This window comes from Moorena sp. SIO3B2 (assembly GCF_010692525.1).
GTDB classification, from domain to species: Bacteria; Cyanobacteriota; Cyanobacteriia; order Cyanobacteriales; family Coleofasciculaceae; genus Moorena; species Moorena producens.
The window spans coordinates 56,810-83,706 of the sequence record NZ_JAAHHE010000007.1 but is presented as its reverse complement, the minus strand read 5'-3'; the positions used below and the strand labels follow the sequence as shown (position 1 = coordinate 83,706).

Genomic DNA, 26,897 nt, shown 5'->3' with positions numbered 1-26,897 from the left:
CCATAGGTAAAGTACTCGGCTAAACTATCCCCTAGCTGCTGTAATGGAGCTTTCCAAAATTAATTGATACTCCCAGGTCGCGCTAACATTGGATTTTCAGAGTTGACCCCAGGGCTAACGATACCTTAAAACGCCCGATCCCGATTTTTAAAAAATCTGTTCGCGTAGCGTGGCCGAACGCGCACGCGTGGCCTAAAGGCCAAAAGGCCAGGAAATATGAAGGAAAATATCAAGTAAATATAAAGTAAATATGAAGTATTTCAAGAAGCGAGCAGTTATGATTTTATCCTCATGAAGGGAAATTCCCTGAAAATCTAGTAAGTCTCACTTGTAAGTCTCAACTTAGACGAACAACATGACACAAAAATATACAGAAGCCGACACAGAAGCGTTTTACGACCACGAAGACAGCATGTATCGTAGCTTCTGGGATTCTGAAGGCAGTTTACATTGGGGCTACTTTGAAAACTTAGCTGACGCTCGTGCTCAAGACTTTGTCCCAGCTTGCCACCGTTGGAATGAATATATGCTCGCCTGCAGTGGGCTGACTAGTGAATCTCGGGTACTTGATATCGGTTGCGGCAACGGCAACACCGCTATCTGGCTAGCCCAGCAGACAGGATGTGAAGTTGTGGGCATTGACATCAGTGCAGTCCGGGTTGGCAATGCCAACGCTTTGGCTCAGGAGTATCCCTCCCTACGCCTGTCCTTTCAGAAAGCATCAGTAACTAGCCTACCTTTCTCAGACAATTCCTTTACCCATGTCTGGAGCCAAGCCACCATTTACCATGTCCACCAGCGAGAGCTAGCTCTGAAGGAGATTTACCGTGTTCTTCAGGAACAAGGCATCTTCCTGTTCGATGATCTGATCACTCCAGTGTCCGAGATCAGCCCAGAAGGCCAAAAGCACGTTTATCAACGACTACTGTTTGAACCAACATTTAGCTATGAGTCCTACGCAAAAACACTCAGAGACATTGGCTTGATGGTGTTGGAGGCTAAAGACTTGAGCGAACACCTCAATAAGAGCTACCAACTCTTGTCACAGCTAGCTCTGAGCAAGTATCCGAAACTTAGCGCTTCCTATAATAAGATGTGTGAGGCGATCGCAGCTCGGGAACTCGGATGGAGTTTCTATCGCTCTCAAAAGGTCAGCGATCGCGTGTCGTGGATCTACGGAACTAATGATGAAAAAACGTTACAAGATAAGTACAATGCTTGGGCGACGATTTACGATGCTGACTTAGACGAGACCTATCGCTGCTCTCCCGTTCTATCCGCTAGGGCTCTGGCAAAAGTACTGCCAAATAAAGCAGCAAGCATTCTTGATGTTGGAGCAGGTACAGGAATGGTGGGTGAGGCTCTGGCAGAGCTAGGATACACCAACATTACAGCAGTTGACTTCTCCGAGGAAATGCTGGAGGTAGCTAGGAAGAAGCAAGTTTACACTGCCTTGCACCAAGGGAACGTGGCAGAACCTCTAACCTTCTCTACTCCTGAGGCGTTCGACGGGATTGTGGTGTTGGGGGTATTCACCTTTGGTCACGCCCATCCTAAAGGGTTGCGAAACTTATTCAAACTATTGAAGTCTGGAGGATATTTTGTCCTAACCCTGCGAGTTGACTACTACGAAAGCAACGATTCATTACAAGAGATTCTCGAAGAGCTTTCATGGAGTATACTCGACCGAGTAGAATTTAACATCTTTGAATCAGAACCAATGGTTGCTCTAGTGCTGAAAAAGCACTAATTGCTGATAGTTTAAGGAAAAATCATGGCTACACCATGCAAATACTATGACGTTCCATTAAAAAAGCTGAACTCAAAAAATGCTGAAGGATTAGGAACTGTATTCACGGATTTTGAAGATGTTGAAATAGAGTTGTGTAAATGGCCAAACCCAGGAAAACGACCTCTTATTGCTAGGGGGGGTTATGGTACATTGATTGAAGACGAGTTCAAAGTATATTGGCGTGGTTCTACCGTGCTTTCCGCTGACCATAAAAATGCTCGCGGTGGGGCAGCAGGAAAGGCTGTAGTTGATCCTGAGACTAACTCTAACTATGTGTTAGTTAATTGGCTTAGCGCCCATCTAGATGCAGGAGAAGCTTTTATTCCTAAAAATGGTGAACCTAGCATTTTTTTATTAGCTCCTCCTGGGGACAATGTCAAAGCAGAAGATTTTGTAGCGCTTTACTCCGATGGTAGTTACGGCATATCAATTCATCCTGGAGTATGGCACACAGCTCCCTTACCGCTTTCTGGAGAAGTAGTCTATAAAAATAAACAAGGCAGTATCTATGCTACAGTAGATTGTCTATTGTTGAAGGAGCAAGATACTTGTCTAAAGATTCCCCTTCGTAAACCTCAAGAAGACTGACAATATAGATAGCCAACACAGCACGGAATGGATAGAAACAGATGATTTTATATAATTTGAAGTGCAAGGATTTTCCCTAGCCGCTTTTAAAGGATCTAGAGCGCCAGTTAAATAACTTTGAAAGTGGCTATTTTAGCAATGGATAGAAATGGATAGGGCGGGAGGGAAAAAGGTAAATCGATGTATTTTCCGGAAAATAGTGATGTATCAAAAAGCGATGCAGAGGTGCGACCCGTGGCGAATTAAATTCGCCTACGGAAAACGCACCATTACGGTCTTGGGGAGGCAGCGCGGTCTTGGGGGTCCCCACGGGGCTTACAAGGTGCGGACGCAGGTTCCGCACACAGCCCCTCCCCATGAGCGACTGCCGTGGTTTCCCCCATGAGCGACTGGATCAAGACAAATGTGTGAACTTCGATTCGATGACTAGATAGCTGCTAAAAAGCGCCTATTTAGTCATAATTGTGAACGAAAAAAGAATCCTATTTCGAGACTCATAAATCACTGATTAACCGAAATTAGTTAGGTTTTTGGTGATTGTTGGAGCGATGGTATAGCAATCTCAAACAGAGATTGTAAAATGCCAATCGCTAAGTCGAGAAATAGGCTCGTTCAAGTCAATTGAATTTAAATTCATTCAACTCAACGGAGAATAAATCATGGCGACCATCAAACTAATGCACGCCAAGCTACATCGAGTGCGTGTGACTGAGGCAAACCGCCACTATGTGGGCAGTGTCACGATTGACTCCGACTTGCTGGCACAGGTAGGGATCCTAGCCCTCGAAGAAGTAGAAATTGTCAACATTGACAATGGCAATCGCTGGTCAACCTATGTTTTGCCAGGAGAAGCAGGTTCAGGAAAAATTTGTCCCAATGGAGGGGGAGCGCTACTGTGCAAAGAGGGAGATACCTTGATTATCTGGGCAAACGAGCAATGCGATCGCGCTGAAATTTTGAGTAGCGGACACCAAGCGCGGGTACTGATTGCTGATGAAAACAACTGCTGTCAAGAAGTTTTTTACCAGACTCTCACCCCTACTCTCACCCCTAATGGAGAGAAACTGGAATACAACGGCTATCAAACCAGTAACGGCAAACAATTGACCTCTAAGTCAGAGGTAATGGTGGGGGCTGAAGCCTAGTTTTCCAGGACTTACGCATTTGCCTCCTAAATTACCCAATTTTGGGGTATTTTGACATCATTACTTTCCATAAATATCCATAATTTGGTAGATAGGGGTGCTAAATACACTTAAGCGCGTAAGTCCTGTTTTCAAATAAATCGGAAGCAAGTAATACAAAGCATAAAGGTGAAAGATGACAACCCTACTTCGGCAACTCAAAGCCGCTTTTCGGATTGAATCAGTTGCAGTGAACAACAACGGTGTACAAGTCACTTGGAAAGATGGTCATCATAGCTTTTACCATAACCTCTGGCTGCGGGATGCTTGCCACTGTCCCGAATGCTTCCAGCAGGATACATTGAGCCTTAACAGCTCAGAAGGGGAAGGACATGACCCCCTGAAAATGCCACTCAATCCCATCACTGAAGCGGTCAAGATTGATCGTGAAGGCAATTTGGATATAGTCTGGGGCGGTCAAGAACCTGGACATCACAGTGTATTCGATCCATCTTGGCTGCGAGTTCACTGTCAAACAGACCCCGCTCTCAAACAGCGACGAAAACCCCAACTGTGGGATTCATCAGTGTCCATCCCTCATTTCGATTACCACGAAGTGATGAAAGACGATTGGGCACTGTTGCTGTGGTTGGACAAGATGCTGGAATTGGGAGTAGTCATCATTGACAACGTGCCCAAGAATCGAGAAAGTTTTCAGGCACTGATAGAGCGGATTGGACCGATCCAAGAACGATATCATCCCACCCATATCTTTACGTTGGATACAGCAAACAAACTGGCAGGGAATATTCACCACGCCTATCAGTATATGCAACGTTTACATAATCACACAGACCATGTGTCTTACAACGTTCCTCCCAGACTGCAATTTCTCGGATGTATCCAATACGACAACCCAGACTATGACAAACAGGCATATTCCACGTTAGTGGATGGATTTAAAATTGCCCAAGTTCTCAGAACCCAACAGCCAAAATTCTTCGAGTTGCTGACCACAGAGTATGTGCCAACAGGTCGCCGTCGCCTGGGTGTGGAAGAAAAAGTATCTAAGCATGAAATTGGCACCAAGAAGTACCAATGGGAAACTTATCATCGTCAGCATGTAATTAATTTGGATGAAACGGGTGAAGTCTACCAGATTCGTCACCATGAAACAGACCGAGTGCCACTAGAGGTTTCTCCTGATAAGATTCAAGACTTATATGCAGCCTACCAAGCATTTACAGCGCTAGCTGAAGCTCCTGAATATAACGCCGAATTTCTGATCGCTCCGGGACAAGTATTAGTTAACGACAACTGGCGATTACTCCACGGGCGTACCGCCATTCATAATCCTCAGCTGCGACGAGTTTTACTGGGAGCCTACATGAAGCCAGAAACATTCCGTAGCAGGCGGCGACTGTTACTAGGTAAGAAAAGCGGTATGTCAGATATCTGGTTAATGGGATGCTCAGACCGTGCTTTAGAAATTCTGGCAGACCGCACCACAATCTAAAGAAACGACATACATAGCAGCTTGATACATAGGAGCTTGAAATTAACATGACCACGCTACTTCGACAACTCAAACCTGCTTTTTGTATCAAATCCATGGCAACCAGTGACAATGGCGTAGAGATCACTTGGAAAGATGGCCATCAAAGCTTTTACCATAATCTCTGGCTCCTAGATAGCTGTCGCTGTCCTAAATGCTTTCAGCGAGATACCTTAAGCCTCAATAGCGGACATGACCTCCTCAAAATTCCTTTAAACCCAACTACTGAAAAGGTGACAATTGATCCTGAAGGGAATTTGGATATTGTCTGGGGTGGTCAGGAAACAGGGCATCACAGTGTATTCGATCCTTCCTGGCTACGAGTTCATTGTTACAATGACCCAGCCCTTAAACAAAAATCAAAACCTCAACTTTGGGATGCATCAGTATCTATCTCTTATTTTGATTATCATGAGGTGATGAATGATGACGACGTTTTATTGTCTTACTTAAATCAGCTCGTCGAACTAGGGGTAGCAATAATTGAGAATGCTCCAAATGACGAACAAAGCTTTCGGGCATTGGTGGAACGGGTGGGGCCTTTACGGCAACGTTATCATCCCACCAATGTATTTACTATGGATAGACAAAACACAGTTGCTCAAGCTATCCAACACTCTTATCAATTGGGGCGTTTAAGAAATCATACAGACGTTACTGCCTTCGATATTCCCACTGGAATCCAATATCTGCAATGTACCCTCTACGACAACCCGGATAACGACAGACAAGCCTATTCTACCGTCGTTGATGGTTTCAAATTAGCAGAGGTAATCAAAACAGAAAACCCCTACTTCTTTGAGCTACTTACCACAGAATATATACCAGCAGGTCGTCGGCGACTCTCTGTAGAAGAGAAACTATCGGAAAATGATTTCAGCCCCCGAAAATACGAATGGGAAGCTTATCGACGTAATCATCTAATTAACTTAGATGAAAATGGAGAAGTTTATCAGATTCGGTATAACCACAACACCAGGATACCTCTAGAAGTTTCCTACGATAAGATTCAAGACCTATTGACAGCCTACCGAAGATTTTCCCAACTGTTACAAGATCCTGACTATAATGCCGAATTTCTACTGACTTCCGGACAGGTGTTAGTAGTTGACAACTGGCGAGTGCTCCATGGACGTACTGGTATCTGGAGTCCTTTCCTGAAACGAACGTTGCTAGGAGCCTACTTGGAGGAAGAAACCTTCCGCTGTAGACGGCGAATTTTGCTAGGGGAGAAAACTGGGATGTCAAACCTGTGGTTAATGGGATGCTCAGACCGTGCTTTGGAAATTCTCGCAGATCGCTATGTTTGAGATAATGGAACAATCTTAATCGATGGGAAGTGAAGCGCTGTCAACAACAAACAGCGCTTGCATCAGAAGATTAAAGCTATTTTTAGGGCGCACCGAGGTGCGCCCTAACTATTATAATAGTTGCTCATTATCACAAATCGGTAATTTATTCCTAAATAATATGCTAGTTATTAAACTGGCACAAGCAAAAAAAATTTTTGTCCTCCCATTTTAATAGAGGTTCCCGAGGGATTGTTAAAGCAGACATAATAGGACTTAAGGCTCGAATGCTGATTACAGTAACAGGGATTGGGCTTAGGAATCGAGTCAGTAGCTGCTCACTGTCTAACCAAGCACCAACATTGATATCCTCTTGACTCTAACCGTTACCAGAGGAGGATTATGGCTAATTTTTCAAGGATTTGCCCATAATCCCAGGCTCTAGTATTGAATATAAATATATAGTGTAAGAGTCTTGAGTTAGGTACCGCTAACAACAGCTAGCTTGAAACGTCCTAATAACTCCTCCTAGGCAGGAGTGTACTTGAACTAACAAACACCAATTACCACTCACCAATCACGACTCACCAATCACGACTACTGCCACCATTTCATCTATGAGGGAAACTGATGGTCTTATCTTTGAAAATCGTACATGATACCTTCCTAAAACAGCAACCTGTACCCAGCCAGAAGATCGAAAATGAAGAGGATAAAGTTTGGGTCAAAAAAGGCAGGGAACTAGAGCTGCACAGCTGGGTAGACCTCAAAGAAGAGAAGTCTTACCTGCGGGTTGCTTTGACCAAAGATGAATTTAATGGCAAGAATACCTGGTACGTCTACGAACCCCATGTGGAAGTTTGGGATGACGACAAGCAGTTGTTCCCTAAGAAAATATCCATCAAGGTCAGGAATGTTACCTCCTGCTCCACAGAAGTGGTTCGGGGGCTAGACAAACAGATTATTGATGAAATGAACCGACTCATCCCGAATGTACTAATCAGTTTTGATGATTTAGATGTGGAACTAGGTCCTGCTGTCTGGGCTATGCTGCAACCCGCTGCCAAAAGAGCCCTCGAACGTGCTATTCAAGACCGGGGCGTTCCCATGGTAATCAATTCAGCCTATCGCACCATTGCCCAGCAATTAGTGTTATATAACCACTACAGAAATCGCCGTTGCGGTATTCCCATTGCTGCCCGTCCGTCTCGAAGTAATCACCAAAGTGGTCTAGCCATTGATATTTCAGATTACCTGAGCTGGCGACCTTACCTCCAGAAGTACGGCTGGCGATGGCTCGGTTGGGGGGACCCAGTTCATTTCGACTACGTAGGCGGACGTACCCGAGACATTCGCTCCCTAGCAGTGCGGGCATTCCAGCGAGTTTGGAACCGCTATAATATCAATGACCGGATTGCCGAAGATGGTTCCTACGGACCATCAACCGAGAGACGACTAAACAATAGTTTTTCAGAAGGGTTTTCGATCTCGGTACCCCCCAAGACCGAATCTGACAAGTCAATACAATTTCGGGTACTGCGCCTAAGCCAACCTTACATGAAGGGAGAAGACGTACGTGCTATTCAACAAGCCTTGGCCAAAGCAGGCTATAGTCTGGAGCCGGATGGTGTCTATGGACCAGGTAGTGAGGGAGTTGTAAAGCAGTTCCAAGAACAAAACGGCTTAGATGTAGATGGAGTTGTCGGCCCAGCAACCCGTGCCAAGATGGGACTTTAATCGAGAACCATTGACCCTAACCCAATGGTCAATGGCAAAACAATGTATCATTCATTCACAAGTTCCAGAGGTATTCATCATTCCTAAGTCATCATTGATTGTTTCATTGATTGTTTCTCCGTAACTGACAATTTAAATGCGTAAGCTATTAGCACGACTTTTTAAAGCTATCTACCGAATTATTTTCCGACCAAAAAACGGTAAACTAAGGAGAAGAGACCAACCCATGGCACGTATTCTAATTTCCGCTGGTCATGACCTCAAAGACCCGGGAGTAGTGGCTTTAGGCACAACAGAATCTCGGGAAATGATACTTACCCGTAACGAAATTGTTAAAGAGCTGGAATTACGGGGAGTAGATTGTATTGTTGTTCCTGACTCTCTCAGCCGTCGAGACACGATTCGATGGATCAATGCCAATGCTGTGCCTGGTGACGTAGCCTTGGAAATTGATGGCAATGCCTTTAACGGTTCCCTGGGAGGGGCTCAAGCCTTTTACATCTATGGTAACGATGAAAGGCAGCTGGATGCTCAGCTCTTACTTAATGCATTACTCCAAGAAATTCCTGAACTTCCCAGTCGTGGCGTTAAACCGGATATCCACTCTCCAAATCGGCGTGGCTTATCCTTTTGTCGTCAGGTAGCAGTCTCTTCGGTACTCATGCAGTTGTGTTTTATCGACAATCCTCAAGACCTAGAGTTACTGCAAAATCAGCGGGAAAAATTTGCAAAAGGGATTGCTCAAGGGTTAATTCAATGGAGCGGTCAGACTCCAAAAACTCCTGAATTTCCTACTATCAATATCTTTATTAAACAACAGAAGTATGACGAAAAAGGTATTTTAATTAATAGCAATGCCTTTATTCCCGTTGATTTAGTGGAAATGCTCGGGATTAGCCTAACTGATCGGGAAGATATTCGGCAAATCAGTTACGGAAATGTGGTATATGTCAAAGCGGTAGACTTACAAGAGTTTAATATAGCTGCATCCTGGGAAAATCAGACAAAAACTGTAATTTTAAATTCACTTCCCCGCACCTTACTGGAAGATGGTGACCAAATTATGGGGATGGGAAATGCCACGGAAAGCCAATTGAAAAGCTTTCTTGAGAAAAACAATGAAGACGGTTTAAAACAATTTCCTGACTTACCCAGACTTTACATAGAAGAAGCGGAAAATGAGTTAGTTAACCACGATGTTGCCTTCTGTCAGATGTGTTTGGAAACCGATTATTTACGCTTTGGAGGGAAGGTCAAACCTGAGCAGAATAACTTCTGTGGATTGGGTACTGTTGAGGCTAGTGCTGCTGGTGCTACATTTCCTGACCCGAAAACAGGAGTTAAAGCTCACATTGAGCACCTGAAGGCATATGCCAGTACTGATATGATTAACGAGCCCCCGATAGTAGACCCTCGTTTTGACTATGTGCCCAGAGGTGTTGCTCCTTCAGTTTATGACTTAGGCAGACGTTGGAATCCAGATTTGGAGTACGGGAATCAGATTATGGTACTTATTAAACAGCTTTATGGTGTTTTTTGAAGGATGAAGAATGTAATACGTCATACTTCACACTTAATACTTAACACTTGATACTTCACACGTCATACTCAATTGTTAACTACTGCCTAAAACAAACAAACTCAGAAGCGTACCACTATTCCAGAGACTATGGAGCAGCATGGGAGCTAGGAGATTACGCGATCGCGTGTAAACGAATCCCAAGACAATTCCCAATGTGGCTAGGGGTAGGACTTCTGAGAGACTCAAATGAGCGATCGCAAAAATCAGACTACTTAATGCGATCGCTCCCCAAACTGGTAGATAACGAGTCAAAGAGGGCAACAAGAACCCTCGAAAGATTATCTCCTCAAACACTGGTGCTGCCACAGCTGCTGTCAGAAAAAATATGATTAAAGCTATGGTGTCCTGTCCCTCCAAAGCTAGGGGCAACAGTGGGTTACTACCGCCATTTCCTTGCCATAACTGTTGGTTAATCAGAGATACCACAATCACCAAGGGGAGTGCTATCAAATAGCCACCGACTCCCCAGACAATCCAGTTGCTGCGCCACTTGAACCGAAACCAATCCTGTGGCAGGGGCAAAAAGGGCTTAATGGAAAGGTACATCACTAACAAGCCACCAAATGCCATGATTAGGTAAGTTAGCAACACATAGAAAGCACTCATCTGTACCGTAAAATTGGCTGGGTTAATCCCAACAATCCCCAGTGAGAGCCCAATTAAAAGCGGTAACAGGAGTTGACCGATGGCGAAAAAGCCAAAAATCAGCACTTGCCAAATAATTTCCCCATCCCAAGCTGTTTTCCATGGGACATTATGATTGGTTGCTATCAGGGATTGCTTACCTTGAAACAACAACTGACCAACCAAGCACACTAAGATTACCAAACCCAATAGGGTGTTAAATCCTGGCATGACAGCAATAACGAATAATTTGACAATTGCTTGTTCAGCCGTTTCTTGTTCTTGGGTTTGGAGTGATAATAGGTTACTTTGGCGCTGCTGCACTTGATACAGCTGACTCAACGCGCGATACCGGAACCAATTATCTAAGTTTTGTTCAATTTTTTGCTCAGCATCTGGTAGTACCAGAGGTGGCTCACTCCATAGACCCATTAATACCCCAGCAGTTTCCACTAAGCCCTTAGGGTATGTCTGTGCATCCCAGGTTTCAATAGCAGCATCGGTTTTTCCTTGTTGAGCTTGGAGAATTCCAATACGCAAATCCAGCTTAGCAATCAGCTGTTCGATGTCAGACAATGACTCTTGCAATTGCTGTTGCTGGGAGGGATAGGAGTTTTCGGTCAGGGGAGTGGCTGGTGATTGTGATGGCGCTCCATCATTTGGTGTGGTTACCTTCCCTATGGAAAATTTTTGGAGTTTGGTCAGGACCTTTGACTGATTGGTCTGAGCCAATTGACGGGCTGTTTCATACTGTTTTTGAGCAGATTGAAACGGCTCAGCACCAATCAAAGCATTACGAGCCACAGTCCAATCTACCTTAGACTCCTGATTAGACTGCTCAGATGTAGCAGAATCAGGGTTTGTGTTCTGCCACTCCCAGCCATGGAGTACTAGATTGGTTTGGCGAAGTTCCAGACTAGTTTGAATCTGGGGCTGACCCCAGCTTTCTACCAGAGAAAGGCCAATTCTAGCGATCGCAAAAATCGTCAGTACAATTAAAACCAACCGTTTTATAGTCATCCAACCCCCCAACACACAAGCATTTTGCTCATTAGTTACATAGTTTTTTGCTGCTCAATGGACTACTAACCAAGTAACTAGTCACCAACTTTACACTGCCAGTTTAGGGATGATCTAGCTAGGTTACAATTACCTTGATGATTCGGAATCATCTCAGTAGACCCAGTATACATTTGTCACCCTAGCTGACCCAGCTGAACCACATACCTGCTCATGGAGGAATAAGAGATTGGCTACCCGCGTCGTTATTGTCCGTCACGGTCAAAGTACTTACAACACTCAGCAGATCATTCAAGGACGCAGTGATCAGTCAGTCTTGACAGACATTGGTCGTGCTGATGCCCAAAAAGTTGGTACTGCCCTGAGTAGCCTCAGCTTTGATGCCATCTACTGCTCCCCTTTACAACGGGCAAAGCAAACCGCAGAGGTTATCCTATCCTATTTGCCAGACGCTCCCCAGTTACAGCCATCAGATCAGCTGATGGAAATCGATTTACCCCTTTGGCAAAATCTGAAAAAGAACGAAGTTAAGGAAAAATTCCCAGAAGAGTACCACCGTTGGAAAGAACGTCCCCATGAATTTTCCATGGTCATTCCCACAGCGGTCGGGTCTAAAGAACATTTCCCTGTGCTTGAACTATACAAACAAGCACAGCAGTTTTGGCAAGAGGTTATCCCCCTCTATCAAGGAGGTACGATTTTAATCGTAGCCCATAATGGTATCAATCGCTGCTTAATTAGCAGTGCGATTGGGGTTTCTCCAGATCGTTACCATAGTATCAGGCAATCCAATTGTGGTATCAATGTACTCAATTTCACTGGTGGTTGGGGAGAAACCGTACAATTGGAATCCCTCAATCAAACCTCCCACTTGGGAGAAACCTTGCCAAGAAGGGGAGATATTGACCAAGGGTTGCGTCTGTTGTTGGTGCGCCACGGTGAAACCGATTGGAATCGTGAGTCTCGCTTTCAAGGACAGATTGATGTGCCTTTAAATGACAATGGTCGTAAACAAGGACATCAGGCGGCTGAGTTTCTCAAAGATATACCCATTGATTTTGCAGTAAGTAGCCCCATGCTGCGTCCTAAGGAAACTGCTGAAATTATTCTCCAGTCTCACCCCAATGTCAATTTACAAGTTGATGATGGACTCCGGGAAATCAGTCATGGCTTATGGGAGGGTAAATTAGAATCAGAGATTTCCCAAGAGTATGGTGAATTGCTCAATCAGTGGAAAGTTGCCCCAGAAACGGTACAAATGCCAGAAGGAGAGAACTTACAGGATGTTTTGGAAAGGGCAGTAGCATCCTGGAATGGGATGGTTCAATCGGCTACGGCATCTGGTTCAGGATTTCAGACTGGCTTAGTGGTGGCTCATGATGCTATCAATAAAGTAGTACTTTGTGACATTCTTGGCTTGAGTCCAGCATTAATTTGGAATATCAAGCAGGGAAATGGGGCTGTCAGCGTAATTGATTATCCCCAAGGCTTAGACAAAGCCCCAGTATTGCAAGCGATGAATATCACCACACACCTATCTGGAGGTGTATTGGATAAAACAGCCGCTGGTGCGCTGTAGCTAAACAATACGATCAACTTCCATGCTTTGGGGTAACTATGTTGAAGGTTGGTTGAAGGTTGACCGTAATCCCTAGTGTTACAGTCAACTTACCCTACTTCGGACGCTTACGGCGAACAACCTTCAACATTAATTGGTGTAGTCAACAGCAAACTGCTAAATGCAAAACTCATCAACACCACACAAGCAAATTCGCGCCCATGTTTTCATTTCCGGAAGAGTTCAAGGAGTTGGTTATCGTTACTCCACAATGCTTCAAGCTAAGCATCTAGGGGTGAATGGCTGGGTGAGAAATCTTCTTGATAAGCGTGTGGAAGCGGTGTTTGAAGGGAATACCGCAGCAGTAGAAGCTATGGTGCGTTGGTGTCATACCGGACCGTTAAATGCTGTGGTTGACAATGTGGTGGTTAAGAATGAGACACCGGAAGGTTTGCAGGGATTTGAAATTACCCACTAATCGGTATAGTTGAGCTTAGTTGTCAATGGGTTCGCTTAGCGTGACCATAGGTTAATCTCGTAGCCTGATCTACCGGCAACCCCGTTGACAACTAACCATTGACAACTATAAAAGTCTATACTAGATGCTTATAGACTAATAGATATCAGGAATTAAGGAATTTCCTATGTCTACAGAAGATGCTCCCATCAATAGTGCTGTCTTAGTCACCATCATTGGTGAATCAGTAATTCGAGAAAGCCTTGTGAAGCTCATCAAAAGCCACGGGGCTACTGGTTATACTGTTAGTGATGTACGGGGAGAAGGTGGTCACGGCAGACGCCTAGGAGATATTGCGGGCTACAACACCAATGTTGAAATTAAGACGATCGTATCCCGGGAAGTGTCTGATGCAATTCTGCGTGCTATAGCCGAATACCGGAAGCGTCACGCCTTAATTGCCTACCGACAAGATGTAGAAACGTTAAGCAATTAAAGCACCAATCAAGTAATCACAAGTAATCACCAGTCAGTTAATCTAACCAATCATCAATTTTCTGGCTAGTATAGACACGCCTAGACTTTGGACTTCCCTGATTCTGACTCCCAGTTTTACTTTCACTAGCTTCGGTGGTCACAGGATTAACTTCCCGTTTATATAAACCTGACTGACGATATTGGTTCTTTAATGGTGATTGCTTCTGGGGTTTAGGCTTGGGGTGTCTATTTTTCCAACCGAGAGTTCTTTGTAAAGAGCGCAATTGGGCATGAGCTTCATTGATTTGTTGCAGCTTGCAGTGAGCTTTCTGTTGTAGCCGGGGATTACCAGAAAAACGGTCAGGATGCCATACCCAGGTCAAATCGAGGTAGCCCTGGTGAATCTCCTCCTGTGAAGCTCCAGGCTCCAGCTCCAGGATTCTGTAGTATTTCTCTACCTCTAACATTTACAATATCCTCTTCCGACAGTGACAGGAAAATCAATTAGTAGACACAAAGAAGCCCAAACAAACTTGTCGGGGCAAATTTCGCGCTGTGATGAAAGTCCTTGAGTCAGTTCCTAACTAAAAAACTCAGGACTTTGACACTTAGAACTAACAAACTTTTTCTTTTATAGCTACCTACTTAGTGCAGGGTAAACACATCTTGTTTTGAAATGCTTACTCGATATAAGAGTGATTTGATAAGTAATTTTGCTTATTAATTTGACAATCTTTTCTGAGTAAGGCTTCTAGAATTTAGATGCGTTTGCCCTGCTAGTTAGTCAAGTAAACAATAAATTTAAGTCTGAATTAATTGCCAGTCAATTGCAGCAAAAAAACACATCAATTTAAGAAATATATAGTTTCTAGTCTTTAGTTAACGTAAGTTCATGGTTTGACAGCAAACCTCTACAGCCTTGATTAGCCCTGATTAGCCCTGATTAGGTAACAAAGGGACAAGGCTGAAAAATAAAATAAATATTAAAATAAATCTAAAATAAATCTAAAATTAGTCCAAAATGGCTATGCATTATGGGATAATTATAAGATTGTCAAGGCAATCGCATTAACAATTCCTCAGTTATTATTTGTGAGAATGAAGCTGGCATCAAGAGTTGGTCAAGTTACCCCTTCCTTAACTTTAGCCATTGCTGCTAAAGCCAAAGCCATGAAGGCAGATGGGATTGATGTTTGTAGTTTTAGCGCTGGAGAACCGGATTTTGACACTCCCGCTCATATTAAAGCAGCCAGTAAGCAAGCCCTGGATGAAGGAAAGACTAAGTATGGTCCAGCCGCTGGGGAACCGAAGCTAAGAGCTGCGATCGCAAATAAACTGCGCCATCAGAATAACCTCAATTACGATACACAGAACGTTATTGTCACCAATGGCGGTAAGCAATCCCTATTCAACTTGATGCTGGCTCTGATTGAAGTGGGAGATGAGGTGATTATTCCTGCTCCCTACTGGCTTTCCTATCCAGAAATGGTGAAGCTGGCTGGTGGTAAACCTGTGATTGTTCCTACAGATGCCACTCAAGGGTACAAAATTACACCGGCTCAGCTCCGTTCATCCATTACACCCCAAACTAAATTATTTATTCTCAACTCTCCGTCTAATCCCACCGGTATGGTTTATACTCCCGCAGAACTAAAAGCCTTGGCGGAAGTAGTGGTAGAGCAAGATATTCTGGTGGTTTCTGACGAAATTTACGAGAAAATTCGGTACGATGGGGCTCAACACCTTAGTATTGGGGAAGTAAGCTCAGAAATATTCAAGCGCACTATCATTAGTAATGGGTTTGCTAAAGCTTTTGCTATGACTGGCTGGCGTATCGGTTATATAGCAGGTCCAGTAGAGCTAATTAAAGCAATGACCACGATTCAAAGTCATAGCACCTCCAATGTTTGTACCTTTGCTCAGTATGGTGCGATCGCAGCTTTGGAAGGTTCCCTTGACTGTGTAGAACAGATGCGCCAAGCCTTTGCCCAACGGCGACAGGTCATGTTAGAGCGGCTCACGGCCATGGCTGGACTGACTTGTCTGAAGCCAGACGCTGCTTTCTACTTATTCCCTAACATTAGTCAAACGGGTTTAAGCTCTTTGGAATTTTGCGATCGCTTACTCAGTTCCGAGCAAGTTGCTGCAATTCCTGGTATTGCCTTTGGTGCTGATGATTGTATCCGTCTTTCCTATGCTACGGATATGGCTTCCATTGAGAAGGGGATGGATCGCTTGGAAAAGTTTTTGCATCAAGTCAATGGCCACGGATAAAATTCGGGGGCTTTCCATAGCTTTGTGATCACAATTTTGTGATCAGTTGTTGCCATTCTCGACAAACTTTGATATCTGTGTTTTGCTCTGCATCTAGCAACTTGGGTTTCAACCACGAGCAGGAAAACTACCACCAATGAAGTGAACATCGCTGAAGGTTTCGATCCACAGACGAGCGCCACAAGGCAGTGGGTTATCCGGCTGATAAGTAATCCGGCAAGGACCGAGGATTTCTACCTGGTTGCCGTATAAATTGTTGCCACTTCGTTTTACTGAAATCACTGGCTTGCGCTCTTCCGGGCTTTTGTGGATATTCGAGCCAATGTGATTGCGGTTGACATTAATCTTGGCTAGAGCCGGAGTACGACTAGTACGCCATTTTCCTTTTGGTCCTCTAGTACCTTTAATGATTTGGGGCAGATTGTTGAACAGGGGAATAATCCAGAATTTCCCACTTTTATAGGCACCTCGGACCCGACCCTTCTCTAGGAGTTGGCGCAATCTCCGAGGAGAAATACCTAAAAGAGATGCCGCTTCAGTAGTACAAACGCACTTATTCATAGTTGTCTCCAAAAACTATACCGATAACACTATTATAACTTAAAAAGTTACCTTATTGTCAAAGTTCTAGTAAACTCACTTATAAAGTAGGATGATTATTAATAACTAACTTTAGCGGTAGAGTTATTTTTGGCGTTGCGTCAGTCTTCGCGCTGAATAGGAGTAGAGTGGGCATCCTGCCCGCCCGACAATAAGCATGAAACTGGCAAGATGCCAGTTCTACACAAGATGCCAGTTCTACACAAGATGCCAGTTCCACGCAAACATGCCCATTCCACAAAACTATTAAAAATTAAGCAACGCCTTATTTTCTAAGTCCGTCAAAAAGTGATCTTTAGGGATCAGTGTAGGAATTGTGATAATTTTTGTTTTCTACTCCGAGATCCGCTGTTCCCTATTCCCTTTGCTATTAGTGCCAAAGTTCAAGTAAACCCAGAAGCCCAATACTGACCCGTGGACAGTATTGGGCTTCTGAAGTTAATTAGTTTGGTTTAATGTGAAAATACTGTAAACACTCAAGCTAATCGTTGAGTCCAACTCAACAAGCGTGAGACAATCCCTGTGGCTAGGTTATGGCTCGACTCTTGGGAATCGTCGGGAAAAATATAACCCACTGGTACCACAATCAGGGTAATGCCGCGCCGACCAACAACTGTAACTGGGTCTTCAGGTTCAAGGGTGACTTGAAAATCGGAGCATACTTCTGCTGGCCAGTAAGTTGCTTTATACTTGACTCGTCCTGGCTTATGAGGAGTAATTGTCTTTTCTACCTTGCCAGTGCCAGGCTCTGAGAATAGGTTCATCTCTTCCATGGTGGGGTTTTTAGTTGATTCCATTTGCTGCCTGCTCCCTGAGCTTTACCTTACCTTTAAACTCTACTTTCGTTATCTAAAGCCTGGTGAGGTATCCCATGCCACTATTTAAACCTGTACACAATCCCGTGGTAGTTAGGGTCTTGGCAATATTTGGCTCTAATCCTAGCTCTGTCTACTATTGGACCGTGCTATGCCTAAGGTAAGAGGTTGTTCTTTCCATAGACAGTTGCTTAACTGGCAACTTGTCCACCTAAAGAATTAGAGCAAAAGCTTCTAGGTATAGATGAACATGGAAAATTGAAAAGCGATCCAGCGCTACTCCCTACTCCCTACTCCCATTAATCCAAGACGAAAGTACCTAAGCCCATTGAGAACTGCTATCAATGATAAATGACAAACAAGAATACCATATATCTTTTGTAATCCTGATTTCCGGAGTGGCTGCCATTGGTGGTTTTTTATTCGGTTTCGACAGTGCAGTGATTAATGGCACCATTACAGCACTGCAAAAAGCCTTTAACTCCACTAGTGTCGGGACGGGATTTTCAGTATCTTCGATGCTGCTAGGTTCTGCAGTTGGGGCGTTTTACGCTGGACAGATGGCAGATTGGTATGGCCGCAAAAAGGTGATGCTGATGACTGCTGCTTTATTTACTATCAGTGCCATTGGCTCTGGTATAGCAATCGGTATTTGGGATTTTGTAGTCTATCGACTGGTGGGTGGCATTGCTGTGGGTGCCGCTAGTGTAATTAGTCCAGCTTACATCGCAGAGGTTTCTCCAGCTCACCTACGGGGAAGGTTAGGTTCTCTGCAGCAATTGGCCATTGTTATTGGTATTTTTATTGCTTTTGTCAGCAACTACTTGATTAGTATGGCTACCGGTTCAGCAGAAGCACCACTTTGGTTTTCTATACCGGCTTGGCGCTGGATGTTCTGGATGGAGCTTATTCCAGCAACTGTTTATTGGGTGGGGGCTTGGTTGATTCCGGAATCTCCCCGGTTTTTGGTCTCTATTGGCCGCTTGACAAAAGCTGCTGCTGTTTTCGCCAAGATTGAGAGTGGTGATGTCCAAGCCAAGGTCTTGGAAATTCAGCAAACAGTTCTCAAGGAGCGCAAGCCTAAACTGTCTGATCTGATTGGTAAAAATGGTATGCTGCTTCCCATTGTCTGGGTCGGCATGGGGCTATCTATCTTCCAACAGTTTGTGGGAATTAATGTAGTATTCTACTATGGTAATGTGTTATGGCAAGAGGTAGGGTTTTCAGAAGGGGATTCCCTGCTAATTAATGTTATTACTGGCGCTATTAATCTTCTTACTACCCTTTTAGCGATCGCATTCATAGACAAGTTTGGACGCAAACCCCTTCTGCTCCTTGGGTCTATTGGCATGACCTTGACCTTGGGGATAATGGCATTTATTTTTACTTTCGCCCAGTTGGATAGCGCTGGTGAATTGATTCTGACTCACTCTCAAGGGATTGTTGCCCTCTTAGCCGCTAACCTGTATGTGTTCTGCTTCGGCTTTTCCTGGGGACCAGTGGTCTGGGTGATGCTAGGGGAAATGTTCAACAACCAGATTCGAGGCTCTGCACTGTCTGTTGGTGCTTCAACTCAATGGCTGGCCAATTTTTTCATTACCATCACCTTCCCCATTCTCCTGACTAGATTTGGTTTAGGTACTGCTTATGGTCTTTATACCATTGCTGCTGCTATCTCCTTTTTCTTAGTTGTTTTCGCAGTTCGGGAAACCAAAGGTAAGGAACTCGAAGCAATGTAATCGTAAGTATTCAGCTATAAGCTATCAGCTATTGAATAAAACGTAAGCATTGGTTTAATCTCAGTGAAGTCACAGGCTGGAAGCCTGTGCCACAAAGCTGACCGCTGACCGCTGATCCCTGTTCGCGTAGCGTGCGCGTAGCGCATTAGCTGAATACTTACAATATTACTCCTACTGTTGTTGCTCCTGCTCATTTTCTGGTTTTAGCTCCTGTTCTTTATCCTGTGTTTGCTGCTGCTCATCTTCTTGTTTTTCCTCCTGTTTGCCCTCCTCTTCTTCCTTCTGTTTTTCCTCATACTCTTTCAGGAGTTGAGCAACTCGCTTCTGAATCTCTAGGTGCTTTTCTACACCTTCATAAGTATAACGGTTATAACCATTACTGTCGATTATAGCTTCTAAATTATTAATCCGTTCTTTAGTTTCTGGGTGGGTTGAAAGCCAAGGAAATAATGGTTTTGGTCCACCTTGATCATGGAGGGTAATCATCAAATTGCGCAATCCATCTGCTGCATAGCCACTAGCAGTAAGAATTTTATTTCCTAAATCATCAGCCTGACGTTCCATATTTCGGCTGTAGTTAAGTACAATTAAATTAGCAGCAGTGCCACCATAGGGAATAAATTGGGCAATGTTAGCGGTCAAGTTACCTTGAGTGACTAACTGGAAACCGTGGGATAAGACAGCATGGGATAGTTCGTGAGCCAGTAAACCAGCTAATTCTGCTTCGGACTTGGTTTTTAGGATAGCCCCAGCGTTGATAAATATTTTACCTCCTGGTAGAGCAAAAGCATTGAGTTGGTCATCCATGACTACATAAAACTCGTAGTTAAACTCATCGCGACCTGTTACCTTGGTAAGTTTATTGCCTATCTCGCGCACATACTCCAACACTTCTTCGTCTTCTAGCATCGGTAATTGCTTTTGTGCTTGCTTAGCAATTCTTTTCCCAATCCCTGATTCTCCCTGGAGCATTAATACAGTTGACTCTATTGCCGATAGCGGACCAAAAAGATTGCCAGTAAAAACATAACCTAATGTTCCAGTAATCACATTCATTATTGTATTACCGGTCATTTCATTCCGGAGATGGGAAATGTGGCGGTCTAGATGTTGATCAGCGAGCTGGAGAAACTCTTCCGATTGAGGATGCTCAGTATTAAACAGGGCAAATTCACGAGCTACCAGAGATGCTTCAAACCAATTTTCTGATTCTGCTAGCATTGCCATGGTTACCTTGATTAATTCCGGCTCATGGGGATATAGATTTTTAGCTTGCTTTAAAACTAATAAGCCTTCATCAAGCCGCTCATAATCTTTTAGAGCTTGAGCGTAGCGTATATGACCGGGAATAAATTCTGGTTGCTGCTCTACTAAAAACTTGAGGGGAATCAGAATTTTACTTTCTAAATTCTTTTCTAACCCTGACTCATAGTTACGCCAATACACTCCCCCAGCAGGAGAGAGTTGAGCGGTGTCGTAAATTGCCTCCGGTAGTTCTTGAACTGGTTCTGGATTATCAAAAGGATTCTTTGCTTCACGATATAACTGTTCAGCAGCAATTATATCTCCACTTAGATAAAGTCTATCGGCTTCAATAAGTTTCTGCTGTTTTGCCAGTTCTTCTGGGCTAAGTTCTTCAGCTTCTGCTTCCAGGTCTTTTTCTTCAGCGTCTTCAGCAGTTGTGCTTTCTTCTTTCTCTACCTCTGTATCCGAAGTTTCTGTATCGAAAGTTTCTGTATCCAAAGCCTCTGTATCCAAAGCCTCTGTATCCAAAGCTTCTGTATCCAAAGCTTCTGTATCCAAAGCTTCTGTATCTTTGGTATCTGAGTCTATTGTAGGTACAGTTGTCGTAGAAGTGTCTGTTTCTGGAAGTTCCCTATCCACTAAGATATCTGGCTGCTCGGTGTCTTCAGTGGAATTATCCGGTAATGGCACTTCTATATCTATAGGATTTATAGGTATAGGTATACCAGTATCCGAAGTTTCGGTAGGGGCATCGGTAGTCGGTGCTTCAGTCTCAGATATATCCTCTGACCTAAGGACTTCAGTATCCTCTGACATGTCAGAAACCTCAGTAGCCCCTAAATGTGAGACAGTTAGAGGTTCACTACTGTGTTGGATTGGTTCCGATTCCCCGATTTTAGGAGACTCAGCTAAGGCAGTTGAGGCTTCACCCGCCATTAGGATTCCTGACAAAATTAGCAGTAAATTTCCAAAACGTTTCATAATTAAATGGTCGCTAATGACTAGAACGGGATATTGATAAAACTAGAAACTAGACTTCTTACAGAAGTAGAAAACTTCGGATATCTGATCTCGGAAGGATTATGGAGACTACTTTTGGACTTTGGCAAGAGGTCTAATATACCCAAGCTTAGATCAGGTGATAGGGTAATAGAGTTATCGGGTGATAGGTAAGCCTCTCACCACTTGTTATTGTTCACAAATGAATTACGATTGGTAGATAGTATAAATATACGTTATTTTACTGATTACCGATACACATAATTGCGCTATGTTCATCAAATGAAATATAAGCATTCAGCAGTCAGCTGTCAGCCGTGAGCTAAAGGCTCACGCTGCGCGAACAGCAGATTGAACTCAGATTAAACGAATGGTTGCTTGTTTTATTCAAAACCTTTTGTCGTAGCTTGCCCAAGCGGCCATAAGCTAATAGCACCATCTGTAGCACCATCTGTCGCCCATTAGCACCTCAAGTAACACCTCAAGTAGCCCATTAGCTGATAGCTTAGACTGTTACTAACCTTAGGCTGGGTGCATCTCAATGGATGAAATTAGGAAAAAATTATTATAATAAAATTCCCACACTTCCCACACTCCCCACACTCCCCTTCTTTTTGACAAATATGAGATCTACCCTTATCGGTAGTGTTTCTAGTCCAGTAGTTATGGATAAATAGTAATTATAGTTACCAATTCCCAATTCCCAATTCCCAATTCCCCTAGCTTGACAATCCCCATGGTCCCGAACAAGATATTAGTTATCTGATTCTAACTAGTCTATCAGTAATTTCTCAGATTGTTCTGTCAAACTGATAATCAGTAATATTAATATAAATATTCCTACAAAGACTGATGAAGTTCCCCAGCCGTTTGCTGGAAAAATTCTTGAATAACTCCTACCTAAAGCTTGATTTACGTTCCCTACGGGTAAGACTAACCTTAGGAATTGCCGCTGTTTCAGCCTTAGGTATGGGCAGTTTGGCAATTTGGACCAGCTGGAAAATGCAGCATATTCTGGTTTCCACTCACAAACAGAGTATTAGTTATATTGCAGAGCGCTTCCCCCAGGATGTGGAAATCTATAGCGATATGGTTACCCCGGAAACCGGGATGCAAAAGGCAATTGATAAACTCAGCAATAGTAACACCCTACTCTGGGTAAAGCATCCCAACAATGGTATTGTTGCTCAATCTGAAGCCCTAGAGGTTATGGACACTCTGACTTCTCCAAAGTATTTGTCACGGATACCGCCCATGCCAGAAGTCTTGGAAGTAAATGGAAGTTACTGGGTGGTTTGCGGCACTACTTTGGAAGTTAAGCAAGCCAATCTCGGTAAGTTTTACATTGCCCAAGACATTACTAGTGATCAACAGATGTTTTTGCAGCTGATCCGGAGTCTGGGGATTGCTACAGCACTGGCTATTGGAGGGATGTGTATTGCGATCGCATTCTATATTAAGCGATCGCTCCAACCACTACAGTTGATGAGTCAGCTAACTGAGAGTATTTCTGCTGATGATTTGGGGGATGTGCAAATACAGCTCGATAATGCTCCCACTGAAGTCAGAGAATTGGCACAAACCTTTGACGAAATGCTAGTGCGTCTGAATGAAGCCTTAGAAAATCAACGGCAATTTGTTAGCAATGTATCCCATGAATTGCGCACTCCTTTAACCTTAGTCTCTGGCTACGTCCAAAGTACCTTACGTCGCGGTGCTAATTTGAGTCCACCTCAGCGCGAAGCCCTAGAAATTGCTTCTTCAGAAGCTGACCGCACTGTGCAAATGTTGCAGGATTTACTGGATTTGGCACGAGCGGATAGTGGTCATATACACTTCAATCTAGAATCCTTTGTCCTAGATGAGTTGGTCGAAGAGGTGGCTGAGATGGCAAGACAATATACTAAGCGAGTTATTAAGGTTGAGTGTATTAAACCTGGAATTTGGGTCAAAGGTGATATCAATCGCCTCAAACAAGTCCTACTGAATTTGATTGATAATGCCGTAAAATACTCTAGTGTCGATAAACCAGTCACTGTTAAGTTAACTCAGGTGGATGGCCGTGGCAGAATTGAGGTCTGTGATCGTGGTATTGGTATTCCTTTAAAACAACAAGCCCGTATTTTTGACCGCTTCTATCGGGTCGATGAAACTAGAACTCGTTCTACCGGTGGCGCGGGTTTGGGTCTATCCATTGTCAAGACTTTGGTCGAGGGGATGGGGGGGAGTGTGAAAGTGCGATCGCAGTTAAACAAAGGAAGTATATTTACGGTTTGCTTACCGTTACAGTGGTAGGGAATACTGCCGGGCATCAGGATTTTGGTATCACTATTTTATTATCGGTAGGGTTTGTCTAGAGATGTTGCTATTCTACTATGGCAAGAGACAAGTATCATGAATTAGTAAAAGCAGCGCTAGTCAAGGAAAGATGGTTGATTACGGATGACCCCCTCATTGTAGAAGCTGGCAAACGTAAGATTCAGGTTGATTTAGGAGCTGAACGGTTAATTGCTGCTGAAAAAGATGGTGAAAAAATTGCTATAGAAATAAAAAGCTTTATTGGTGTCTCAACGCTTCATGATTTTTATCAAGCTTTGGGTCAGTTTAGTTTTTATAAGTATGCTCTTGAAAAAAAGATGCCGGAACGAACATTATTTTTAGCTGTACCAGATGATACCTATGAAGATTTTTTCAAGGAAGACTTTATTACAGAACTACTGGCTCGCTATCAGGTTAAAATGTTGGTGTATCGGATCGATGAAGCAACTATTGAGCGATGGATAAACTAGGGAAGTATAAGTCAATTGTTCGTAAAATTACCATAGAAACTGGGAAGCTGGGTGAGCGTCCTGATGATCAGGTTAAGAGTCAGATTATTTTAGATGATGAGAGGGGACACTACCTGCTGTATTTCAACGGATGGCGTGGCTCTAAACGCACTTACGGTTGTTATCTACATATTGATGTTAGTCATGATGGAAAAGTTTGGGTACACTACGATGGCACTGATTTGCGTATTGCTGAGAAATTGGTAGAGCTATCAATTCCTAAATCAGATATTGTATTAGGATTTATCTCACCAATTAGGCGAGCAGATACTGGTTTTGCTATCAGGTAAATCTTAGGATTGGCGAATGCGTTCGCGTAGCGGCTCGTACCGAGCATCGCTTAGCATAACCTAGGGTCAATCCCGTTTACAGTCCCTGACTCTGACTATGATGATCAGCTACTAGCCGGGAAACTGCCACCAATGAAGTGAATATCACTGAAAGTTTCGATCCACAAACGAGCGCCACAATCAAGTGGATTATCCGGCTGATAAACAATCTTACAAGGACCGAGGATTTCGACTTCGTTGCCGTAGAGATTAGTGCCCTTTCGTTTTACTGAAATCACTGGCTTCCGATCTTTGGGGCTTTTCTTGATATTCGAGCCAATGTGATTGCGATTGACATTAATCTTAGCTAAAGCGGGGGGACGACTGGTACGCCATTTGCCCTTTGGTCCACGGGTACCTTTAGTAATTTGTGGCAAATGGTTGAACAGAGGAATAATCCAGAATTTCCCGGTTTTATAGGCACCCCGGACGCGACCCTTCTCAAGGAGTTGTCGCAATCGTCTAGAGGAAATTCCTAATAAAGATGCTGCTTCAGTAGTACCAACACACTTGTTCATCAGTTGACTCTCCTTTAACTATTCCTATAATAATAGTCTAATAGATAAAAGAAAAATTGACAATGTCAGGGAATCGGGAATCGGGAATCGGGAATTGACGGAAGATTTAGGATATGGTTGGTGGATGCGTTCGCGCAGCGGCTCGTACCGAGCATCGCGTAGCGTGGCCTAAGGCCAATCGCGTAGCGGCTCGTACTGAGCATCGCGCAGCGGAGCCAATCCCTATCGCAATAGTTAGTTCACTAAAATAATTAATCAATTAATTATTGAGCTTGGTACACAGGATTTTTCCCCACTCCACAACTCCCTGCTCCCTGCTCCCTGCTCCCTATTCCCTACTCCCTACTCCCTACTCCCTAAAAAATTTGTTACAAAAATTTTCAAAATATGTTATAATTAAAGATTATTTGTGTTATAATAAAAATACCGTGGGCGCTAAAACGCTCCACGGTAAGAGCCAGCCGACAGTTTCTCCAGGACCCCAGGCTGGCTCTAGACCCCCAGTTAAGGAGATACCTAATATTTTATGTCCTACTCTCAACGCCTATATCCATGGGCGCTCATTCGTCTATTGCCGAAGATGCAGCGGATGGTTGTGCGTCGTTTTCGCAACCGATCAGATGCGGAGGGGCACTTGCAGGCTCTGAAACGACTGATGCCTGATGCTGATTTTATTATTATCTTCGATTTAGGAGACCCGATAGACGGCCAGCCTATAGACGACCAGCCTATAGACGAAGAATCTTAAGGAGCAGGGAGTGTGGGAAGTGCGGGAGACCCAGCTTCCCAGTAATCAAATTTTAGTCCGACCCCAGAAACAGCCCTGGGCGTGACTCAGTAATTAGTCTTAATTCGGTAATTGTCTATGGCAAAACGTGCAGATATTGGTAGCAAACGCTTAATCAGTTTAGCACCCAATGCTTGGGTGCAATGGGTAACTGGTAATCCTCAAGTGCGAGCATCGGAGTTACTCGATGCTGAATTTCAATGGATTAGTCGAGAAAGCGATGTCATTGTAAAAGCTTATAGTCCTGAACATCAAGAATTTCTGATTCTCAATGAATTGCAACTACGCTATAGTCAGGCAATGCCTCAGCGTATGCGCAATTATGTCGCCTTAGCGGAAGAAAAATACAACCTATCCACTTATCCAGTATTAATTAACATCTTGCCGCCTCCAGCCACCGTTACCATTGAAAATTGCTACGAAAGCGAATTCATGGGATTAAAGGCGTATCAAGATTATCGGGTAATTAATCTGTGGGAAGTAGATGCTGACTTGGTACTGGCACAACCCTTGACATCATTATTACCATTTGTCCCAATTTTATTTGGAGGTGGTAGTGAAGCGAAATTGCGCTCAGCCGTCCAGGCACTAAGAGCAGATCAAACCTTGAACCAACTAGAACCGTTGTTAGCTTTTTTCGCTAGCTTTGTATTAGAAATACCCTTAATTCAACAAATCATGAGGTGGGATATGACAGTATTACGTGAATCACCCTGGTATCAGGAAATTTTACAAGAGGGTGTTGCTCAAGGGATTGAACAAGGGATTGAACAAGGCATTGAACAAGGGATTGAACAAGGCATTGAGCAAGGCATCCAACAAGAACGTCGAGGCAGTTTAGAGCGCATCCTTAAACTGCGATTTTCAGAGATTCCTTTAGAGATATCCCTGAGAATTCAAGCTTTAACTCTCGAACAACTAGAAGAGTTGATGGCAATAGCATTAACCGTTAACTCTTTA

General features: G+C 43.7%; 25 protein-coding genes. 17 read left to right on the top strand and 8 right to left on the bottom strand.

The window, feature by feature from the left end; all coding sequences use genetic code 11:
- Window positions 1–355: 355 nt before the first annotated feature.
- The 7 genes from F6K38_RS03075 to tftA all read left to right on the top strand — a co-directional run bounded on the left by F6K38_RS03075 (window position 356) and on the right by tftA (window position 9,625).
- The gene (locus F6K38_RS03075; protein WP_287356042.1) at window positions 356–1,750 is read left to right on the top strand and encodes a methyltransferase domain-containing protein; all 1,395 of its coding nucleotides are present in this window, start codon (window positions 356–358) and stop codon (window positions 1,748–1,750) included.
- 24 nt (window positions 1,751–1,774) lie between these two features.
- Window positions 1,775–2,380 (top strand): ureidoglycolate lyase, encoded by a 606-nt coding sequence (locus F6K38_RS03070; RefSeq protein ID WP_287356040.1) that lies wholly within the window; start codon window positions 1,775–1,777, stop codon window positions 2,378–2,380.
- A gap of 659 nt (window positions 2,381–3,039) precedes the next feature.
- Window positions 3,040–3,525, top strand: a complete 486-nt coding sequence (gene panD, locus F6K38_RS03065) for an aspartate 1-decarboxylase (RefSeq protein ID WP_287356038.1) — start codon at window positions 3,040–3,042, stop codon at window positions 3,523–3,525.
- A gap of 175 nt (window positions 3,526–3,700) precedes the next feature.
- A complete protein-coding gene (locus F6K38_RS03060) occupies window positions 3,701–5,020 on the top strand; it encodes a TauD/TfdA family dioxygenase (RefSeq protein WP_287356036.1) in 1,320 nt (439 codons plus the stop codon).
- Between the two features lie 47 nt (window positions 5,021–5,067).
- Window positions 5,068–6,369: a TauD/TfdA family dioxygenase gene (locus tag F6K38_RS03055; RefSeq protein ID WP_287252615.1), complete on the top strand. Its 1,302-nt coding sequence runs from the start codon at window positions 5,068–5,070 to the stop codon at window positions 6,367–6,369.
- A gap of 609 nt (window positions 6,370–6,978) precedes the next feature.
- Entirely contained in the window at window positions 6,979–8,085 is a 1,107-nt protein-coding gene (locus F6K38_RS03050; protein WP_008188316.1) for a peptidoglycan-binding protein, read from the top strand.
- Between the two features lie 226 nt (window positions 8,086–8,311).
- Window positions 8,312–9,625 (top strand): hormogonium tapered terminus morphoprotein TftA, encoded by a 1,314-nt coding sequence (gene tftA, locus F6K38_RS03045; RefSeq protein WP_287252617.1) that lies wholly within the window; start codon window positions 8,312–8,314, stop codon window positions 9,623–9,625.
- A gap of 75 nt (window positions 9,626–9,700) precedes the next feature.
- On the opposite strand, the gene F6K38_RS03040 is transcribed toward tftA, so the two are convergent.
- Entirely contained in the window at window positions 9,701–11,311 is a 1,611-nt protein-coding gene (locus tag F6K38_RS03040; RefSeq protein ID WP_287356034.1) for a CPBP family intramembrane glutamic endopeptidase, read from the bottom strand.
- A 229-nt stretch (window positions 11,312–11,540) separates the two neighbouring features.
- Here F6K38_RS03040 and F6K38_RS03035 point away from each other — a divergent pair, with 229 nt between their 5' ends.
- From F6K38_RS03035 to F6K38_RS03025, 3 genes are all read left to right on the top strand, one after another.
- Window positions 11,541–12,890: a histidine phosphatase family protein gene (locus F6K38_RS03035; RefSeq protein WP_287256127.1), complete on the top strand. Its 1,350-nt coding sequence runs from the start codon at window positions 11,541–11,543 to the stop codon at window positions 12,888–12,890.
- Between the two features lie 160 nt (window positions 12,891–13,050).
- Entirely contained in the window at window positions 13,051–13,347 is a 297-nt protein-coding gene (locus tag F6K38_RS03030) for an acylphosphatase (protein ID WP_287257256.1), read from the top strand.
- Between the two features lie 166 nt (window positions 13,348–13,513).
- On the top strand, window positions 13,514–13,822 hold the full coding sequence (locus F6K38_RS03025; protein WP_287257255.1) for a P-II family nitrogen regulator: 309 nt from the start codon (window positions 13,514–13,516) through the stop codon (window positions 13,820–13,822).
- Window positions 13,823–13,859: 37 nt separating this feature from the next.
- Here F6K38_RS03025 and F6K38_RS03020 read toward each other — a convergent pair whose 3' ends face one another.
- A complete protein-coding gene (locus F6K38_RS03020; protein ID WP_287356032.1) occupies window positions 13,860–14,270 on the bottom strand; it encodes a J domain-containing protein in 411 nt (136 codons plus the stop codon).
- A gap of 631 nt (window positions 14,271–14,901) precedes the next feature.
- Here F6K38_RS03020 and F6K38_RS03015 point away from each other — a divergent pair.
- Window positions 14,902–16,077, top strand: coding sequence for a pyridoxal phosphate-dependent aminotransferase (locus F6K38_RS03015; protein WP_287255692.1), 1,176 nt, complete (start codon window positions 14,902–14,904; stop codon window positions 16,075–16,077).
- 108 nt (window positions 16,078–16,185) lie between these two features.
- On the opposite strand, the gene F6K38_RS03010 is transcribed toward F6K38_RS03015, so the two are convergent.
- The 3 genes from F6K38_RS03010 to F6K38_RS03000 form a co-directional block, all read right to left on the bottom strand.
- Window positions 16,186–16,638, bottom strand: a complete 453-nt coding sequence (locus tag F6K38_RS03010) for a helix-turn-helix domain-containing protein (RefSeq protein ID WP_271969066.1) — start codon at window positions 16,636–16,638, stop codon at window positions 16,186–16,188.
- A 79-nt stretch (window positions 16,639–16,717) separates the two neighbouring features.
- Complete coding sequence (locus F6K38_RS03005) at window positions 16,718–16,897, bottom strand: hypothetical protein (protein WP_287312075.1); 180 nt, start codon at window positions 16,895–16,897, stop codon at window positions 16,718–16,720.
- Window positions 16,898–17,153: 256 nt separating this feature from the next.
- The gene (locus F6K38_RS03000; protein ID WP_075903262.1) at window positions 17,154–17,474 is read right to left on the bottom strand and encodes an NfeD family protein; all 321 of its coding nucleotides are present in this window, start codon (window positions 17,472–17,474) and stop codon (window positions 17,154–17,156) included.
- Between the two features lie 362 nt (window positions 17,475–17,836).
- Here F6K38_RS03000 and F6K38_RS02995 point away from each other — a divergent pair, with 362 nt between their 5' ends.
- Window positions 17,837–19,231 carry a sugar porter family MFS transporter gene (locus F6K38_RS02995; protein ID WP_287356030.1) on the top strand — a complete coding sequence of 465 codons (1,395 nt, stop codon included), beginning with the start codon at window positions 17,837–17,839 and terminating at the stop codon, window positions 19,229–19,231.
- A gap of 171 nt (window positions 19,232–19,402) precedes the next feature.
- On the opposite strand, the gene F6K38_RS02990 is transcribed toward F6K38_RS02995, so the two are convergent.
- Complete coding sequence (locus F6K38_RS02990) at window positions 19,403–21,457, bottom strand: M48 family metalloprotease (protein WP_287356028.1); 2,055 nt, start codon at window positions 21,455–21,457, stop codon at window positions 19,403–19,405.
- 870 nt (window positions 21,458–22,327) lie between these two features.
- Here F6K38_RS02990 and F6K38_RS02985 point away from each other — a divergent pair.
- From F6K38_RS02985 to F6K38_RS02975, 3 genes are all read left to right on the top strand, one after another.
- Entirely contained in the window at window positions 22,328–23,770 is a 1,443-nt protein-coding gene (locus F6K38_RS02985; protein WP_008188281.1) for a sensor histidine kinase, read from the top strand.
- An 80-nt stretch (window positions 23,771–23,850) separates the two neighbouring features.
- Window positions 23,851–24,264: an element excision factor XisH family protein gene (locus tag F6K38_RS02980; protein WP_008188279.1), complete on the top strand. Its 414-nt coding sequence runs from the start codon at window positions 23,851–23,853 to the stop codon at window positions 24,262–24,264.
- Window positions 24,252–24,593, top strand: a complete 342-nt coding sequence (locus F6K38_RS02975; RefSeq protein ID WP_008188276.1) for a XisI protein — start codon at window positions 24,252–24,254, stop codon at window positions 24,591–24,593. The genes F6K38_RS02980 and F6K38_RS02975 overlap by 13 nt, the downstream gene beginning before the upstream one ends.
- 104 nt (window positions 24,594–24,697) lie before the next feature.
- Here F6K38_RS02975 and F6K38_RS02970 read toward each other — a convergent pair whose 3' ends face one another.
- Window positions 24,698–25,150, bottom strand: coding sequence for a MerR family transcriptional regulator (locus F6K38_RS02970; RefSeq protein ID WP_008188274.1), 453 nt, complete (start codon window positions 25,148–25,150; stop codon window positions 24,698–24,700).
- Window positions 25,151–25,215: 65 nt separating this feature from the next.
- Entirely contained in the window at window positions 25,216–25,353 is a 138-nt protein-coding gene (locus tag F6K38_RS02965) for a hypothetical protein (RefSeq protein WP_154659915.1), read from the bottom strand.
- Window positions 25,354–25,676: 323 nt separating this feature from the next.
- Between F6K38_RS02965 and F6K38_RS02960 the strand changes: the two genes are divergently transcribed.
- Window positions 25,677–25,898 (top strand): hypothetical protein, encoded by a 222-nt coding sequence (locus tag F6K38_RS02960; protein WP_287253416.1) that lies wholly within the window; start codon window positions 25,677–25,679, stop codon window positions 25,896–25,898.
- Between the two features lie 117 nt (window positions 25,899–26,015).
- On the top strand, window positions 26,016–26,897 hold an 882-nt coding region (locus F6K38_RS02955; RefSeq protein ID WP_287356026.1), incomplete at its 3' end, for a DUF4351 domain-containing protein.